Origin of the sequence: Actinoallomurus acaciae (assembly GCF_042429965.1) — a bacterium.
Classification (GTDB): Bacteria; Actinomycetota; Actinomycetes; order Streptosporangiales; family Streptosporangiaceae; genus Actinoallomurus; species Actinoallomurus acaciae.
Map to the genome: position 1 here is coordinate 1 of NZ_JBHLZP010000218.1, position 12,913 is coordinate 12,913.

A 12,913-nucleotide genomic window follows, 5' to 3' on the forward strand; every position below is an offset into this window, starting at 1 on the left:
CTGGCCACGCCGGACACCGGCGCGGCCACCCGGCCGGCGTGCGTCCGCTCGGGTGAGCGCTGGTCGCGTCCGCCCGCGGCGCGGTCGGGCGCGGGCCTGCTGATCGATCTGTGCTCCTCGCGTACGTGACGGCGCCGGCGCACCCCTGACACACCGCGACGTGGTCCCGGCCGCTTCGAGCCGCCGTGACCTCTCATCCTCGCGTGCGTGTACGGGGTTCCGCGCCCACCGTGATCTGCCAGCACGTCCTGCCGATTCCAGGAGCGCAGCAAATCATGCGAGAGCCGCACATCATCCTTCAGACCTGGCCCTTCAACTGCCTGACGTGCCAGCACGCCTGGGAGAGCGTGTACGAGGCGTGGCACGCCGACGACGGCCACGGCGGGCAGGTGGTCACCTGGCGTCACAAGGGGACCGCGAGCATGCCGCCGTGGATCGACCCGTCCTGTCCGTTCTGCTCCAGCCTGCGCGTGAAGACCCTCCCGCCCGGCACGCGCCCGCCCGCCGGCGAGGAGGAGAACGAGGCACCGATCGTCCCACGGCAGCGAAGACCGTGACTCCGGGCGGCGGCCCGCGTCGGCGCGGGCCGCCGCCATGCGTTCCGCGGCCCTGAACGTCATTGATCGGCGGCGCGCAGAGGCCGCCGGACAGACTGCGGCGGCGGCCCGCCCCCGAACCACACGCAGCCGTCCTACGCCATGGCTGAGCTGGGTGGGGCGGGCGTTGCAGCGCCGCGCTCGGCGACGGACATCGTGCGGTCGAGCGGCGACCGGTCATTTGAAGATGTTCACGGCGCGTGAGATGACGAGGGCGATCGCCACGATGGAGACCGCGGACTGGCAGAGCATCATCATCTTCGCCCAGCGGCTGAGCGGCATCACGTCCGTGGGGCTGAACGCGGTCGCGTTGGTGAAGGACAGGTACAGGTAGTCCAGGAAGGTCGGTTCCCAGTTCGGCGGGGTGATCTCCGGGGCGGTCATCTGGGTGAACAGGAAGTCCGGGTGTGGATCTTCGCCCTTGGCACGGGCCGCCGGGCCGCCGCGGTCCAACTCCCAGTACCAGAGGGCGAACGCGATGACGTTCGTCCCCCAGATCGCCGCCCCGGTGGCCAGCAGCGCGCCCGCGCTGTTTCCGGCGCTGCCGTCGACCAGGTGCCGTACGAGAAGTATCGCGGAGACCGCGTTTCCCAGGCTGATCGCGGCCAGCATGCCGAGACTGGCGGCGCGCAGGGCCCGGGACTCCCGGTTGATCCGTACGGGGTTCGCCGCGATGAGCCCGACCAGCAGGGCCACCTCCAGTACCGGCAGCAGCAGGTGGGGCCGGAGCGCGAACTCGGAGGGCAGCACGATCTGCAACACGATCGCCGCCACCACCGCCAGCGACGCCGGAAGCCGCTGTTCACCCTCGGTGCGCCGCAGCCACGCGGGCAGGTGCACGTCATCGAGGCCGTCCGGCAGATGGACGTCCGCGGACAGCAACCGCTCCAGCCGCGTCAGCTGGCCGCGAAGCGTCTCGGTGAGATAGCGGTGTTCGTCGTGCATGGGTCTCCTCCGACGCCGCGTCGGCGATCGGCCATCGCCGCCATCGGCCGGAACGGCGTCGAGCCTCGACGGCGGTGTCATGGCCGGTCGTGTTCGTGTGGGCGACCGTCCGGTCCACGTGACCCCGGGGTCGTGCGCGGACCCGGGCCGCCGACTCATGGTGGCCCAGGAGACGACTTTCCCGGAACCCCGGCCGGTCGCGAGGATGCGCGCCGCCGCCCCCGGAGGACTCCAGGCGCGCTCCGGCGAGGTTCAGGTGAACGTGCTCAGGTCCCCGATGACGCCGATGATGGCGAACAGCAGGCCGACGGCCGTGAATATCAGCCCGTGGAAGGTGCCGCTGCCGCCCGTACCGGCCTGCCGGGCCTTGGTCGGATCCGCGGGATCGTAGAGCACCGGCAGGGACGCCCCCACACGTGCGGGCGCCGGGTTGGCGGCGAACGGGCTCGTGGTCTCGACGATCCGGCCGTCCATCGTGGTGAAGCGGAGCACCGGGCGATAGACGACCGATCGGGTGCTGGAGGAGGAGGAAGAGCTCGATGAGTACTCCGTGCGGAGCTCCGTGACGGTCCCCGGCACCCGTATCGCGGTGTGCAGGAACCGCCGGTGCTCCAGCACCGTACGGATGCCGAGGACGACGAAGATCGAGCCGACCAGCGTGAAGATCGGGAAGAGCATGTAGTGCATCGCGCCGTTCATCCGATCCTCCTTTCGGCGCCGGCCGCCGACTCGACGACCGCGACCCGGCCGTAGGCCACGACCGCCGCGGCCAGGGGCTCCGGGTCGACGCGGCCCGCCCCGAAGGACCGGCTGGCCTGCATCGCGTTCGAGTCGCCCGGGTCGTAAACGACGCTGTCCATCCCGGCGGGCAGAGGGGCGCCGTGGTGCAGGCGCAGCCCGACCTCGACGGCGGGAGACGGCCCGGTCCGACCGGTGGGCAGCACGATCACGACCGCCCGGATCGACGTCCAGGGCACGCTGACCTTGCCGAGCCGGAAGCCGTCGGGCCCGGCCTCCAGCGTCGGGGCCGGCCGGATCGTCCGGAAGACGCCGTAGCCGACGAGGCAGAGACCCGCCAGGGCGAACAGCGCCGAGGCGTGCACGACCCGTGTCGAGAACAGGTACCAGCCGGCACCGAACACCACCGCGACCGGGAGCTCCAGGATCCAGCGCGAGGATCGCTCACGGACGACGTACGGCCCGGGCGGGGACGATGGGGGGAACGTCACGGCTACGACCTCCTCTACCGGATCCGACGTCCGGCACCCCATCCGAGGTTCACTGATCCGTCGATTCTCACACGGAACCGGCGTACGAGTCCTTCGCGAGGCGGAGCATCTGGAGTGCCTGAGGCGCGGGGTCGGCAGCACACGCTGTTCCCCGGCGGGGCCGCCGTCCTCGACCGCCTGGCCGGGGTGCTTCGCCCCGGGTTCGCCGTCCTCTCCGCGACCCGGTGCGCACGGCGGCTCGGCGCACGCGTCGTCAGCGGCACGCCGGTCGTGGCGATCGAACCCTCATCGGACCGAGTGACCGTCCGCGCCGGTGGCCGCGACCACCGATTCGCCCAGGCCGTGATCACCGGCCCTGTGGACCGCCCGGTTCGCACCCGAGCCGGCCGCGTGACCCCACGGAAGATCGTGATGACGTGGTACGTGGCCGACGACCCGGCCGCGTACGTGGCCGCCGCCTTCCCCGTCTTCATCCGCGGGCATCGCGGCGTCGGGATGTTCGGCATCCCCAGCCTCGACGGCGGATCCGTCAAAGGTGGCGCTGTCCGACACGTACGGCGACCTCGATCACAACGTGGCGCCCGGGGACCTCACCGGTCAGCGAGGCGGTGGCGGCCATGGCACCGGCGTTCGGCCAGGTCGCGGCCGATCTGGTCCGGCACGGCAGGACCACGCTTCCCGTCGGCCACCTGAACCCGGGGCGCTTCCGCACGGCCTGACGCCTCATCGAGCCGGTGCGGGCGGCGTGTCGGACCGTCCCTTCTCCGCTCAGGCCAGGCGTTCCAGCTGGTGGTCGACGATGGCCGCCGCCTGCTCGGGAGTGTGGTGCCCGAGCAGGAGATCCGAGGCGAGTCCGCTCACGAGCGCGAGCAGGATGTTCGCCTCCAGCTCCGGGGCGAGGTCGTCCCGCAGTTCGCCGGCGCCCGCCGCGGACCGGAGCAGCTCCGCCACCGCCGCGATGACGTCGGACCGGCCGCTCCGGTATCGCCCGGCGAGCCCGGGTTCGCCGAGCGCCCGGATGAGGACGGCGACACCGGCTCGGGCATCGTTCCGGCCGTCCTGGTCGAGCGGCAGCAACGCGACCAGGACGGCGCGGAGCGACCGCAGTGGGGTGAGGGCGGGGCCGGCCGCCGCGATGCTCCGCCGGACGCGTTGTTCGATGTGCTCTCGCAGGTGGCCTGCCGCGAACACCAGCATCTGATCCTTGCTCGCGAAATAGTGCTGGACCCGGCCGATGGAGACGCCCGCCTCGGTCGCGACCTCGCGCATGCTGACCGCCTCCAGGCCGCGGCCGGCCGCGATGCGCAACACCGCGTCGGCGATCTGCCTTCGACGCTCCTCGTGGTCGACCCGCCTCGGCATGTCCCCTCGTCTCTCCGCCGCTATGCTCGTCGCGGAAGTTTACAATATGATCGTATTGCGAAAGGGATCGGATGCCCTCTGCCAAGATCGGCCGCTTCACGACGCCGGCCGGCCGCGCCCAGTTCGAACTCGCCTACGAGCAGGGCATGCGAGCACTTCCCGAGCCCGCGGACCGGCACGACGTCTCCACCGCGTTCGGCCGGGTGCGCGTCTACCGGTTCGGCGACACCGGCGGCGTTCCGCTCGTACTGCTGCACGGAAGGAACGGCACGAGCGTCATGTGGCGGCCCAACATCGCCGCGCTGGCCGAACGCCACTGCGTGCTCTCGGTGGACCTGCTCGGCGAGCCGGGCGGCAGCGTGCAGACGGCCCCGGTACGAGACGCCGGCGACCAGGCGGCATGGCTCACCGCGACCCTGGAGGAACTCGGGATCGAGGCCGCGCACCTGGTGGGCATGTCCGCAGGCGGGTGGACGGCCTGCAACTACGCGGTGCGGGCGCCGCGGCGGGTCGCGTCGCTCACTCTCCTGGACCCGGCCGCCACCTTCGCGCGCATCCCCCTCGGCACGGTGCTTCGCACGATCCCCACACTTCTGCCGTTCATGGCCGACCGCGCGCTGCCCAGGTTCATCGCCTACGTCGACGGGCGGGGCCAGGTCGACGTGCACGACCCGGTGGCGCGGGTCATCGCCGAGGGCATGCGGCACTATCGGGTCGCGCTTCCCCAGCCGCGGCCGTTCTCCGACGACCGGCTTCGCTCGATCCGCGTCCCCAGCCTCGTGGTCATCGCGGGCCGCAGCATCATTCACGACCCCCGCCGTGCCTTCCAGCGAGCGCGGGACCTGATGCCCGGGGTGCGGGCCGAGCTGTGGCCGGAGGCGACCCACGCCGTCTCCGGCCAGTGTGCGGACCGGGTCAACGCCCGGATCCTGCGCTTCATCGAGCAGCTCGGCCGGGACGCCTCCGCCGTCTCCGGGCCCGGCCGTCCACCGAACGGTGGATAACCGAATCGCCGTTCGGGCGTCGCGACGGTGCCGAGCGCGGCCATAACGTTGCGTGCCGGGCATTCGCCGCCGTCGCCATTGTCATCGCGCTTTTCGTGCACACCATTCCCACCGGCGACAATGAGATCAAGCTCCAGCTGACCGGCCTCGGCGTGGGCGCCGTCTGCGGACTGCTCGCCGGTGCGCTGCTCCCCGCCCACCGGGACCCGTCCGGCGGGGTCCACACCACCGGCGGATCGCCTACGCCCTGCTCACCAAACGCCACCAGCTGTGCGCCGCGGGCGACGACGTCGCCGCACGCGCCGGGGATCTGGTCACCGGCGGCGGGCTGTAGGGCGGTATCGCACGTGGCCGGAACGACGAGCGCGAAACAGGAAGACCCCATGAACGACCTGAGTCTCCGTCCGCCCCAGAACCGGGTGGAGCGCCGAGCCATCGGCTGGTGGACCGCCCAGTCCTCGCCGTTCGCCCTCCCGCTGCCGGTCGTGCTCGCGGTGCTCTACCTGACCATCCCGCCCGCCCGCCCGGGCCTGGTTCGGCTGGTCGCAGGCCGGCACCCTCGTCCCCGGACTCGCCTACACGGCCGCCATGCCCGTCTGGCGCTACCGGGTGCACCGCTGGGAGACCACCGAACCCGGTGCACGGAGGCGACGCCCGGAGACGCCGTATGACCCCGGGCTCTCCGGCGAACCCCTGGGAACGGCTCGACGTCCGCCTGATCCCGGTCCACCTGAGCCTCCTGGCCGCGCCGCCGGCCTCCTTCGGCGGCACCCTGCTCATCACCGGCGGCGGGCTCGGCCTGCAGGCCCTGATCACCCTCGGGTCGATCCTCGTCACGTTCCTGACGGTGGCCGGGTTCGGCCTGATGCGGTTCCTCACCACTCGCTACCGGATCACCGGCGAGCGGATCGAACTGCGCTCCGGCCTGCTGTTCCGCAGCGAACGCACTCTGCCGCTCGACCGCGTCCGCAGCGTGGACCTGAGCGCGAATCCGGTGCAGCGGGTCTTCGGGCTCACCTCCGTACGGATCGGCACCGGCGAACAGACCGCCGCGTCGGGCCGCAGGCTCACCTTGGACGGCCTCGGCCGGGCGCGGGCCGGCGAGCTACGGCGAGTGATCCTGAGCCGTCGCGACACCGCCGCCGGCCGGCGGCCGACGACGACGCGATCGCCACGATGGACTGGGCCTGGGTCCGGTACGGACTGCTGACCGTCTGGGGGTGGGCGGGCTGCTGGCCGCGGTCGGCACCACGTACCGCACGCTGCACGAGATGAAGGTCGACCCGCTGCGGCTCGGCCTCGTCAAGGACATCGAGCGGCACTACGGATCCGTACCCCTGTGGTTCGGCATTCTGGCGACCCTGCTGGTGGTCGTCGTGCTCGGCGCCATCGTCTCGACCGTCACCCTCATCGAGGGATGGAACGGCTATCGCCTCGAACGGGATGCGGGCGGGGTCATCTCGATCCGCCGCGGTCTGCTCGGCACCCGGTCGGTCACCATCGAAGAGCGACGGCTCAGCGGCGTGGAACACCGCGAGCCGATGCTCCTGCGCTGGGCCGGCGGCGCCCGCGAGAGCGCGGTGGCCGCCGACCTCGGCGACCGGGACGAGAACCGCAGGCGGCGTCCGCTCACGCCGCCGATGCCCCGCGCCGACGCGCTCGGGGCGGCCGCCGCCGTGCTGGCCGAGGGCGAGTCCCCGTTGTCCACGACCGGGCTCAGGACGCACCCACGCGCCGCCCTGCGGCGGCGGATCACGCGCGGGCTGAACCTGGTCGCACCGGTCGTCGCCGCACTGGCCGTGCTCGGCGGGTGGCTCTCCCCGTCCTTCCTGCACGCGGCGGCGATCTGCACGTTGGTGCTGGTCCCGGCCGTGGTGACGCTGGCGTTCGGCGCCTACCGGGCCCTCGGCCACGGGCTGCGCGGCGGCCATCTGGTGACCCGGGCCGGCGTCTTCGCGCGGTCGACGGTGGCGCTGAGGCGCACCGACATCGTCGGCTGGAGCATCTCGCGTTCGATCTTCCAGCTGCGGGCCGGCCTGCTCACGCTGGGGGCGGCCACGGCCGCCGGTGAGAACTGCTACCGGGTCCGGGACGTCGCCGTCTCCGACGGCCTGGCCTTCGCCGAGGAGGCGGTGCCCGATCTCCTCGCCCCGTTCCTGGAACGCCGTCACCTCCCGCGTCGCGCGGAACGGCTCGTCGACAGCAGTCCGGCCAGTGCCGCGAGGGCGAGTACGAGGACGAGCAGCGCATAGTCGCGGGCGGTGCCGATGAGTCCGCCGCCGTGTACGACCAGGACTCCGGCGGCGACCGACGGCACGCCCATGCCGCAGTAGCAGACGACGTAGAGGACGGACAGCACGCCCGCCCGCTCATGCGGGGCGGCGAGGGGGACGACGGTGCGGATGCCGCCCTGGAACCCGGCGCCGAACCCGATGCCGGCCACGAAGGTGGCGGCGAAGAATCCGGCCGTCGAAGACCGCTCGACCGCGATCAGCGTCCCCACCGCCGCCACGACGAGCGCCGCGATGCCGAACAGCATCACCGTGCGGGGCGGCGTGCGGTCGAGCGCCACCGTGGTCAGCGACCCGACGGCGGCCAGCAGGAAGAAGCCGAGCCCGCCGACGACCACCGAGGGGGAGCCGGACAGTTGCCGCGCGAGCGCCGGGCCGAGCGAGCCGTAGAAGCCCGCGAGCGCCCACACCGCGAACAGGATCGGTGCGGCGGCGAGCACGGGTCCGCGCAGGCCGGGCGGCACCGCGAGTTCGGGCTTGAGAGCGGCGCGCGCGCCCGGCTTGCGCGTGACGGTCTCCGGCATCAGGACCACGCCGGCACCCTGCAGGACGAACGTACCGGCGAGCACGAGATACACGAGGTGCGTGGGCTCCGGCGCGTACTGGACGAGGAACCCGGACAGCAGGACGCCGACGCCGGTGCCCATTCCCGGCGCGGCGGCGTTGGTGAGCGCGCCGCGCCCGGGGTGGACGTCGAGCATCGCCGCGCCCAGCGCGCCGAGAGCCCCACCGGTGGCGACGCCCTGCAGCAGGCGGCCCGCGAGCAGGGCGTCCACGGCGCCCGCGGTGGCGAGCACGACGGTCGCGACCGTCTGCGCGGCGAGCGTGGCCAGCAGCACCGGCCGGCGGCCGACGTGGTCGGACAGCCGGCCCAGCACGAGCAGGGCGAGCAGGACGGCGATGGAGTACACGCCGAAGACGACGGTGGTGGTGATCGGCGAGAAGTGCCATTTCCCCGCGTACACGGCGTACAGCGGCGTCGGCGCGCTGGAGGCGGCCAGGAAGGAGACGACCATCGAGGCCAGGAGCGCCAGGGTGCCGCTTCCGGGGCGGCGGCCCGGGGCGGCCCCGGTGTTCAGGTCTCCGCGCTCGGTGAGGAACTCCCGCGGCGTGGTGGCGAACAGGGGGCTGCGGATGCCGTGGTCGGGGACAGAACCGGTCATACGTCGAGGCTCGTCCCGTCACGCCGCATCCGCGAGTGGCAGCATTGCCCCTTTTCGTTAGAATCCTGCCATGGCTGTTCATCGTGTCGCCGTGCTGACGCTGGACGGCGTGACCCCGCTCGACCTGGCCATTCCGGCGCAGGTGTTCGGTGCGCGTCCGGAGACCCCGTACGAGGTGACGTTGTGCGCGCTGACCGATCGCGTGACGACCACCGTCGGCTTCGAACTGGTCGTGGACGGCGGGCTCGACGGGCTCCGCAAGGCGGACACCGTCATCGTGCCCGGCTTCGAGCCGCCACGGTCGCCACCGCAGGTCGTGCTCGACGCCCTGGCCGAGGCCCACGACCGTCGCCGGCGGGTCGTGTCGATCTGCACCGGCGCGTTCGCGCTGGCCGCGGCCGGGGTGCTGGACGGGCTGCACGCCACCACCCACTGGCGGCACATCGACGACCTCGAGCGGGAGTACCCGGCCGTCCAGGTGGACCGCGACGTTCTCTACGTCGACGAGGGCGAGGTGCTCACCTCGGCCGGAGTGTGCTGCGGCATCGATCTGTGCCTGCACATCGTGCGCCGTGACCTGGGCGCCGTCGTGGCCAACCGGATCGCCCGGAGCCTGGTCGCGGCGCCGCACCGCGACGGCGGGCAGGCCCAGTACGTGCCCGCGCCGGTGGCCGTGGCCGGTGACAACGTTCTCGCCGAGACCCGTGCCTGGGCGCTGCAACGCCTCGACCGGCCGCTTTCGGTGACCGAACTGGCGCGTCACGCCCGCATGTCACAGCGCTCGTTCATGCGCCGCTTCGCCGAAGAGACGGGCACGACGCCGCTGCGATGGCTGGTCACCGCCCGGGTCGGCCTGGCACGGGAACTGCTGGAGACCACCGACCTTCCGATCGAGCAGGTGGCACGCGACTGCGGCCTGGGCACCGCCGCCAACCTGCGGCTGCACTTCCGGCGGACGCTGAACACCACGCCGACCGCCTACCGGCGCACCTTCACCCGTGATGTCCGGACCCGGGATCTTGCGGCGACCGGTTGATCTCGGAGGCCGCGTGCAGGCGGTCGTGGATGGCGCGCGCGGCCTCCAGGGTCGCCGTCCGGAAGCGGGCTGCGACGGCGAAGAAGGTGAGGTAGCCGTGGACGAGGTCGGTCTCGCGGTGCAGGGTCACCTCCACACCGGCCTGCCGCAGTTTTTCCGCGTATCGCTCGCCCTCGTCGCGCAGCGGGTCGAACCCGGCGGTCGCGATGTAGGCCGGCGGGATCGAGGCGTCCACCTCGCCCAGCAGCGGGGAGAGCCGCGGGTCGGACCGATCGGCGGCCGCGGCGTACTGGTCCGCGAACCAGCTGATGTCGCGGTCGGTGAGGATGAGCCCATCGGCGAACAGGTCGCGCGAGGGGCGGCGACCGGTGAGGTCGGTGGCGGGATAGAACAGGAACTGGTGTGACGGGCGCGGGCCCTCCCCACGGGCGGTGACCTGGGCGAGTACGGCGGCGAGCTGGCCACCGGCGCTGTCGCCTCCGACGGCGGTGCGGGCCCGGTCGACGCCCAGGTCGTCGGCGTGCCGGTGAGCGTGCTCGAACGCGGCCACCGCGTCTTCGAAGGCGGCCGGGAACGGATGCTCGGGCGCCAGGCGGTAGTCAACCGACATGATCTTCACGCGGGCGTGGTGCGCGAGGAAGGACACGAGGGAGTCATAGGAGTTTCGGCTGCCGATGGCCCACCCGCCCCCGTGGAAGAACACCAGCAGGGGAGCGGGCGCGGTGAGGCGGCTCGGCGTGTAGAGGGTCGCGTGGAGGTCGCCGTGGGCGCTGTCGATGGCCAGGTTCTCGCGGACGACGTCCTTGTAGCGCGGCCCTGCCAGCGTGTACCGGCCGTTCTCCATGGCCGCGCGGGACTCCTCCGGCGATTCGTTGACGACGAGGGAGAAGCCGACGCGCCGGCTCATCTCGGTCAGCAGTTGCGCGTCGAGGCCCAGCGTCAGGCCGTCGATCTGGACGGCGGGTCCGGCGATGCGCCGCTTGACGGGCTCGGGGAGCCGGAAGGTGAGCCGCATGGCGGTCTTCTGGATCCGCGCCGAAAGTGGGGGACGGCTGACGTCGTTTGCGCTTCGGGGCATCGAATCGACCTCGCGAGGACTCGTCGGTAGGGACGCGGGCCTACCGTACGGTGCCCCGAAACCGTCGTTCGCGCCAGAGCGGGCCCCGGGAGACGTTCACGGGCGAGGACGCGGCGGGCCGAGCTCGCCGCGGAACGCGACCGCCGCGTCGCCGCTGATCGAGACCTCGAACGCGCCGCCGGGCCGCACCTCGACGAGCACCCGGACGTCGCCGGGGCGTCCCATCGCCGCCCCCTGACGTCCGGTGAACGCCAGGCGGCCGCCCGGCGCCGGCGCGAGGCCGTGCCGCAGGAGATAGGCGCCGAGGGGGCCGTGCCCGTTGCCGGTCACCGGGTCCTCGGCGATGCCGATCGCGGGTGCGAACATCCGCGCCCAGGTGAGCGGGCCGGGTCCGCCGGCGGAGCGGGCGAAGACGAAGAACCCGTTGCTGCCCACCTCGCGGCTGAGCGCCGTCAACGCCGCCGGATCGGGGCGCAGCGCGTCCACGACGGCGCGTTCCCGCAGCGGCACGACCACCTTGGAGTGGCCGGTGGAGACGACCTCGACGGGGCCGTCGTCCGGCAGGTCGCCGGGGCCGGCTCCGAGCGCGCGCAGGAGCCGGTCGACCTGGTCACCGCGCAGTTCGGGACCGAAGGTGGCGACTCCTTGACGCATCCCGATCCGTACGCGGTCGCCGTCGCGGTGGATCTCGACGCGCTGGGTGAGCCCGCCGCCGGTCCGCTGGACGAACGAGCACGACGGCAGGGCGTACTCGACGGCACGGGCGAAGTGCGCCCCCACGGTCGCGTGCCCGCACGTGGGCACCTCCGTCGTGGGGGTGAAGAACCGGACGCGTACGTCATGGTCGTCGGCGTCGGCGGGAAGGACGAAGGCCGTCTCGGAGTTGCCGAGTTCCCGCGCGACCGCGAGCATCTCGTCGTCCGGCATGCCCTCCGCGCCGAGCACCACCCCCGCCGGGTTCCCCGTGTACGGCGTGCGGGTGAACGCGTCGACCTGGTAGAGGACCCTCATCGCGGCCCATCGGCCGCGGCGTCCTCGGCCAGCCGCACCAGGGTCCGTACGGCGGCCCCCGTGCCGCCCTTCGGGGTGTAGCCGTACGGCGCGCTCTCGTTGAAGGCCGGGCCGGCGATGTCGAGGTGGGCCCACGGCGTGCCGTCCGGCGTGAACTCCTTCAGGAACAGTCCGGCGACGAGGCCTCCTCCCATGCGCTCGCCGATATTGGCGATGTCGGCCACGGGGGAGTCCAGGCTCGGGCGCAGGTCGGGCGGCAGCGGCATCGGCCACGCCTGCTCCCCGGAGCGCCGGGCGGCCTCGACGACCTGGTCGCGGAAGGCGTCGTTCCCGGACATCACGCCGAACATGCGGTGCCCCAGGGCCATCTTCATCGCGGCGGTCAGCGTGGCGACGTCCACGATCGCGTCGGGCGCGTCCTCGCCGGCGCGCGTGAGGGCGTCGGCGAGGACCAGGCGTCCTTCGGCGTCGGTGTTGAGTACCTCGACGGTCCGCCCGCCGTACATCCGCAGCACGTCGCCGGGGCGGGTGGCCGAACCGGACGGCATGTTCTCGGCGAGGGCGAGCCAGCCCGTGACGTCGACCGGGAGTTCGAGCCGGGCGGCGGCCACCACGGCGGCGAACACGGCGGCGGCGCCGGCCATGTCCCGTTTCATGATCTCGTTGAAGCCGACCGGCTTGAGCGAGATGCCGCCCGAGTCGTAGGTGATGCCCTTGCCGACGAAGGCGAGGCGCAGCCGCGCGTCGCGATGGGTGTGCGCGATCCGGACCAGGCGCGGCGGGCGGACCGATCCCTGCCCGACGCCGAGGATGCCTCCGTACGAACCGGCGGCGAGGGCCTTCTCGTCGAGCACGTCGACCGCGAGCCCGTGCTCCTCTCCGGCCGCCCGTACGGCGTCGGCGAAGGCCTCCGGCGTCAGGTCGTTCGCCGGAGCGTTGACGAGGTCGCGGCAGCGGTTCAGCTCCTGCCCGATCACGGTGCCGCGCCGGATACCGGCCCGTACCGCGTCGTCGGCGACGATCACCAGCTCACCGACGGGTTCCTCGCGGCCGGCGGCGGCGCGGTAGCCCGTGAAGGCGTACGCGCCGAGCAGGCCGCCCACCGCCACGGCCTCCGCCGCCTCGGGGGTTCGCACCGGAAACGCCAGGGCGGCCCGTCCGAGGCCCGTCAGGGCGCGGGCGGCCACACCGGCCGCCC

The 12,913-nt window shown here is 72.8% G+C and carries 14 protein-coding genes; 6 read left to right on the forward strand and 8 right to left on the reverse strand.

All coding sequences use genetic code 11. The features are described from left to right. Positions 1 to 275: 275 nt before the first annotated feature. Positions 276 to 557 carry a hypothetical protein gene (locus tag ACFFNX_RS26150; protein WP_378207620.1) on the forward strand — a complete coding sequence of 94 codons (282 nt, stop codon included), beginning with the start codon at positions 276 to 278 and terminating at the stop codon, positions 555 to 557. Between the two features lie 216 nt (positions 558 to 773). On the opposite strand, the gene ACFFNX_RS26155 is transcribed toward ACFFNX_RS26150, so the two are convergent. From ACFFNX_RS26155 to ACFFNX_RS26170, 4 genes are all read right to left on the reverse strand, one after another. Further along, the gene (locus tag ACFFNX_RS26155; RefSeq protein ID WP_378207623.1) at positions 774 to 1,541 is read right to left on the reverse strand and encodes a hypothetical protein; all 768 of its coding nucleotides are present in this window, start codon (positions 1,539 to 1,541) and stop codon (positions 774 to 776) included. 252 nt (positions 1,542 to 1,793) lie between these two features. Next, a complete protein-coding gene (locus ACFFNX_RS26160; RefSeq protein ID WP_378207626.1) occupies positions 1,794 to 2,240 on the reverse strand; it encodes a DUF3592 domain-containing protein in 447 nt (148 codons plus the stop codon). Further along, the gene (locus ACFFNX_RS26165; RefSeq protein ID WP_378207629.1) at positions 2,237 to 2,770 is read right to left on the reverse strand and encodes a hypothetical protein; all 534 of its coding nucleotides are present in this window, start codon (positions 2,768 to 2,770) and stop codon (positions 2,237 to 2,239) included. Before ACFFNX_RS26165 ends, ACFFNX_RS26160 begins: the two co-directional genes overlap by 4 nt. 768 nt (positions 2,771 to 3,538) lie before the next feature. Next, positions 3,539 to 4,132, reverse strand: coding sequence for a TetR/AcrR family transcriptional regulator (locus ACFFNX_RS26170; protein ID WP_378207632.1), 594 nt, complete (start codon positions 4,130 to 4,132; stop codon positions 3,539 to 3,541). A gap of 71 nt (positions 4,133 to 4,203) precedes the next feature. Between ACFFNX_RS26170 and ACFFNX_RS26175 the strand changes: the two genes are divergently transcribed. The 4 genes from ACFFNX_RS26175 to ACFFNX_RS26190 all read left to right on the forward strand — a co-directional run bounded on the left by ACFFNX_RS26175 (position 4,204) and on the right by ACFFNX_RS26190 (position 7,388). Beyond that, positions 4,204 to 5,136, forward strand: a complete 933-nt coding sequence (locus ACFFNX_RS26175) for an alpha/beta fold hydrolase (protein WP_378207635.1) — start codon at positions 4,204 to 4,206, stop codon at positions 5,134 to 5,136. A 95-nt stretch (positions 5,137 to 5,231) separates the two neighbouring features. After that, positions 5,232 to 5,807, forward strand: a complete 576-nt coding sequence (locus tag ACFFNX_RS26180; RefSeq protein ID WP_378207638.1) for a hypothetical protein — start codon at positions 5,232 to 5,234, stop codon at positions 5,805 to 5,807. Next, entirely contained in the window at positions 5,804 to 6,346 is a 543-nt protein-coding gene (locus ACFFNX_RS26185; RefSeq protein WP_378207641.1) for a PH domain-containing protein, read from the forward strand. Before ACFFNX_RS26180 ends, ACFFNX_RS26185 begins: the two co-directional genes overlap by 4 nt. A 10-nt stretch (positions 6,347 to 6,356) precedes the next feature. Then, positions 6,357 to 7,388 carry a PH domain-containing protein gene (locus ACFFNX_RS26190; protein WP_378207643.1) on the forward strand — a complete coding sequence of 344 codons (1,032 nt, stop codon included), beginning with the start codon at positions 6,357 to 6,359 and terminating at the stop codon, positions 7,386 to 7,388. Here the strand turns inward: ACFFNX_RS26190 and ACFFNX_RS26195 are convergent. Next, positions 7,304 to 8,590 carry an MFS transporter gene (locus ACFFNX_RS26195; protein WP_378207646.1) on the reverse strand — a complete coding sequence of 429 codons (1,287 nt, stop codon included), beginning with the start codon at positions 8,588 to 8,590 and terminating at the stop codon, positions 7,304 to 7,306. The genes ACFFNX_RS26190 and ACFFNX_RS26195 overlap by 85 nt on opposite strands. A gap of 70 nt (positions 8,591 to 8,660) precedes the next feature. Between ACFFNX_RS26195 and ACFFNX_RS26200 the strand changes: the two genes are divergently transcribed. Further along, on the forward strand, positions 8,661 to 9,626 hold the full coding sequence (locus tag ACFFNX_RS26200; protein WP_378207649.1) for a GlxA family transcriptional regulator: 966 nt from the start codon (positions 8,661 to 8,663) through the stop codon (positions 9,624 to 9,626). Here the strand turns inward: ACFFNX_RS26200 and ACFFNX_RS26205 are convergent. The 3 genes from ACFFNX_RS26205 to ACFFNX_RS26215 all read right to left on the reverse strand — a co-directional run. Further along, positions 9,583 to 10,704, reverse strand: coding sequence for an alpha/beta hydrolase (locus ACFFNX_RS26205; protein ID WP_378207652.1), 1,122 nt, complete (start codon positions 10,702 to 10,704; stop codon positions 9,583 to 9,585). The genes ACFFNX_RS26200 and ACFFNX_RS26205 overlap by 44 nt on opposite strands. 96 nt (positions 10,705 to 10,800) lie before the next feature. After that, entirely contained in the window at positions 10,801 to 11,715 is a 915-nt protein-coding gene (locus ACFFNX_RS26210; RefSeq protein ID WP_378207655.1) for a PhzF family phenazine biosynthesis isomerase, read from the reverse strand. Continuing rightward, positions 11,712 to 12,913, reverse strand: a 1,202-nt coding sequence (locus ACFFNX_RS26215; protein WP_378207657.1) for a leucyl aminopeptidase, incomplete at its 5' end; no start/stop codon positions are given. The genes ACFFNX_RS26215 and ACFFNX_RS26210, both read right to left, overlap by 4 nt.

Excerpts from the sequence above, each read along its gene's own strand:
- ACFFNX_RS26150 (WP_378207620.1), top strand. The coding sequence starts at position 276 with ATGCGAGAGCCGCACATCATCCTTCAGACCTGGCCCTTCAACTGCCTG.
- ACFFNX_RS26155 (WP_378207623.1), bottom strand. The coding sequence starts at position 1,541 with ATGCACGACGAACACCGCTATCTCACCGAGACGCTTCGCGGCCAGCTG.
- ACFFNX_RS26160 (WP_378207626.1), bottom strand. The coding sequence starts at position 2,240 with ATGAACGGCGCGATGCACTACATGCTCTTCCCGATCTTCACGCTGGTC.
- ACFFNX_RS26170 (WP_378207632.1), bottom strand. The coding sequence starts at position 4,132 with ATGCCGAGGCGGGTCGACCACGAGGAGCGTCGAAGGCAGATCGCCGAC.
- ACFFNX_RS26175 (WP_378207635.1), top strand. The coding sequence starts at position 4,204 with ATGCCCTCTGCCAAGATCGGCCGCTTCACGACGCCGGCCGGCCGCGCC.
- ACFFNX_RS26185 (WP_378207641.1), top strand. The coding sequence starts at position 5,804 with ATGACCCCGGGCTCTCCGGCGAACCCCTGGGAACGGCTCGACGTCCGC.
- ACFFNX_RS26195 (WP_378207646.1), bottom strand. The coding sequence starts at position 8,590 with ATGACCGGTTCTGTCCCCGACCACGGCATCCGCAGCCCCCTGTTCGCC.
- ACFFNX_RS26200 (WP_378207649.1), top strand. The coding sequence starts at position 8,661 with ATGGCTGTTCATCGTGTCGCCGTGCTGACGCTGGACGGCGTGACCCCG.
- ACFFNX_RS26205 (WP_378207652.1), bottom strand. The coding sequence starts at position 10,704 with ATGCCCCGAAGCGCAAACGACGTCAGCCGTCCCCCACTTTCGGCGCGG.
- ACFFNX_RS26210 (WP_378207655.1), bottom strand. The coding sequence starts at position 11,715 with ATGAGGGTCCTCTACCAGGTCGACGCGTTCACCCGCACGCCGTACACG.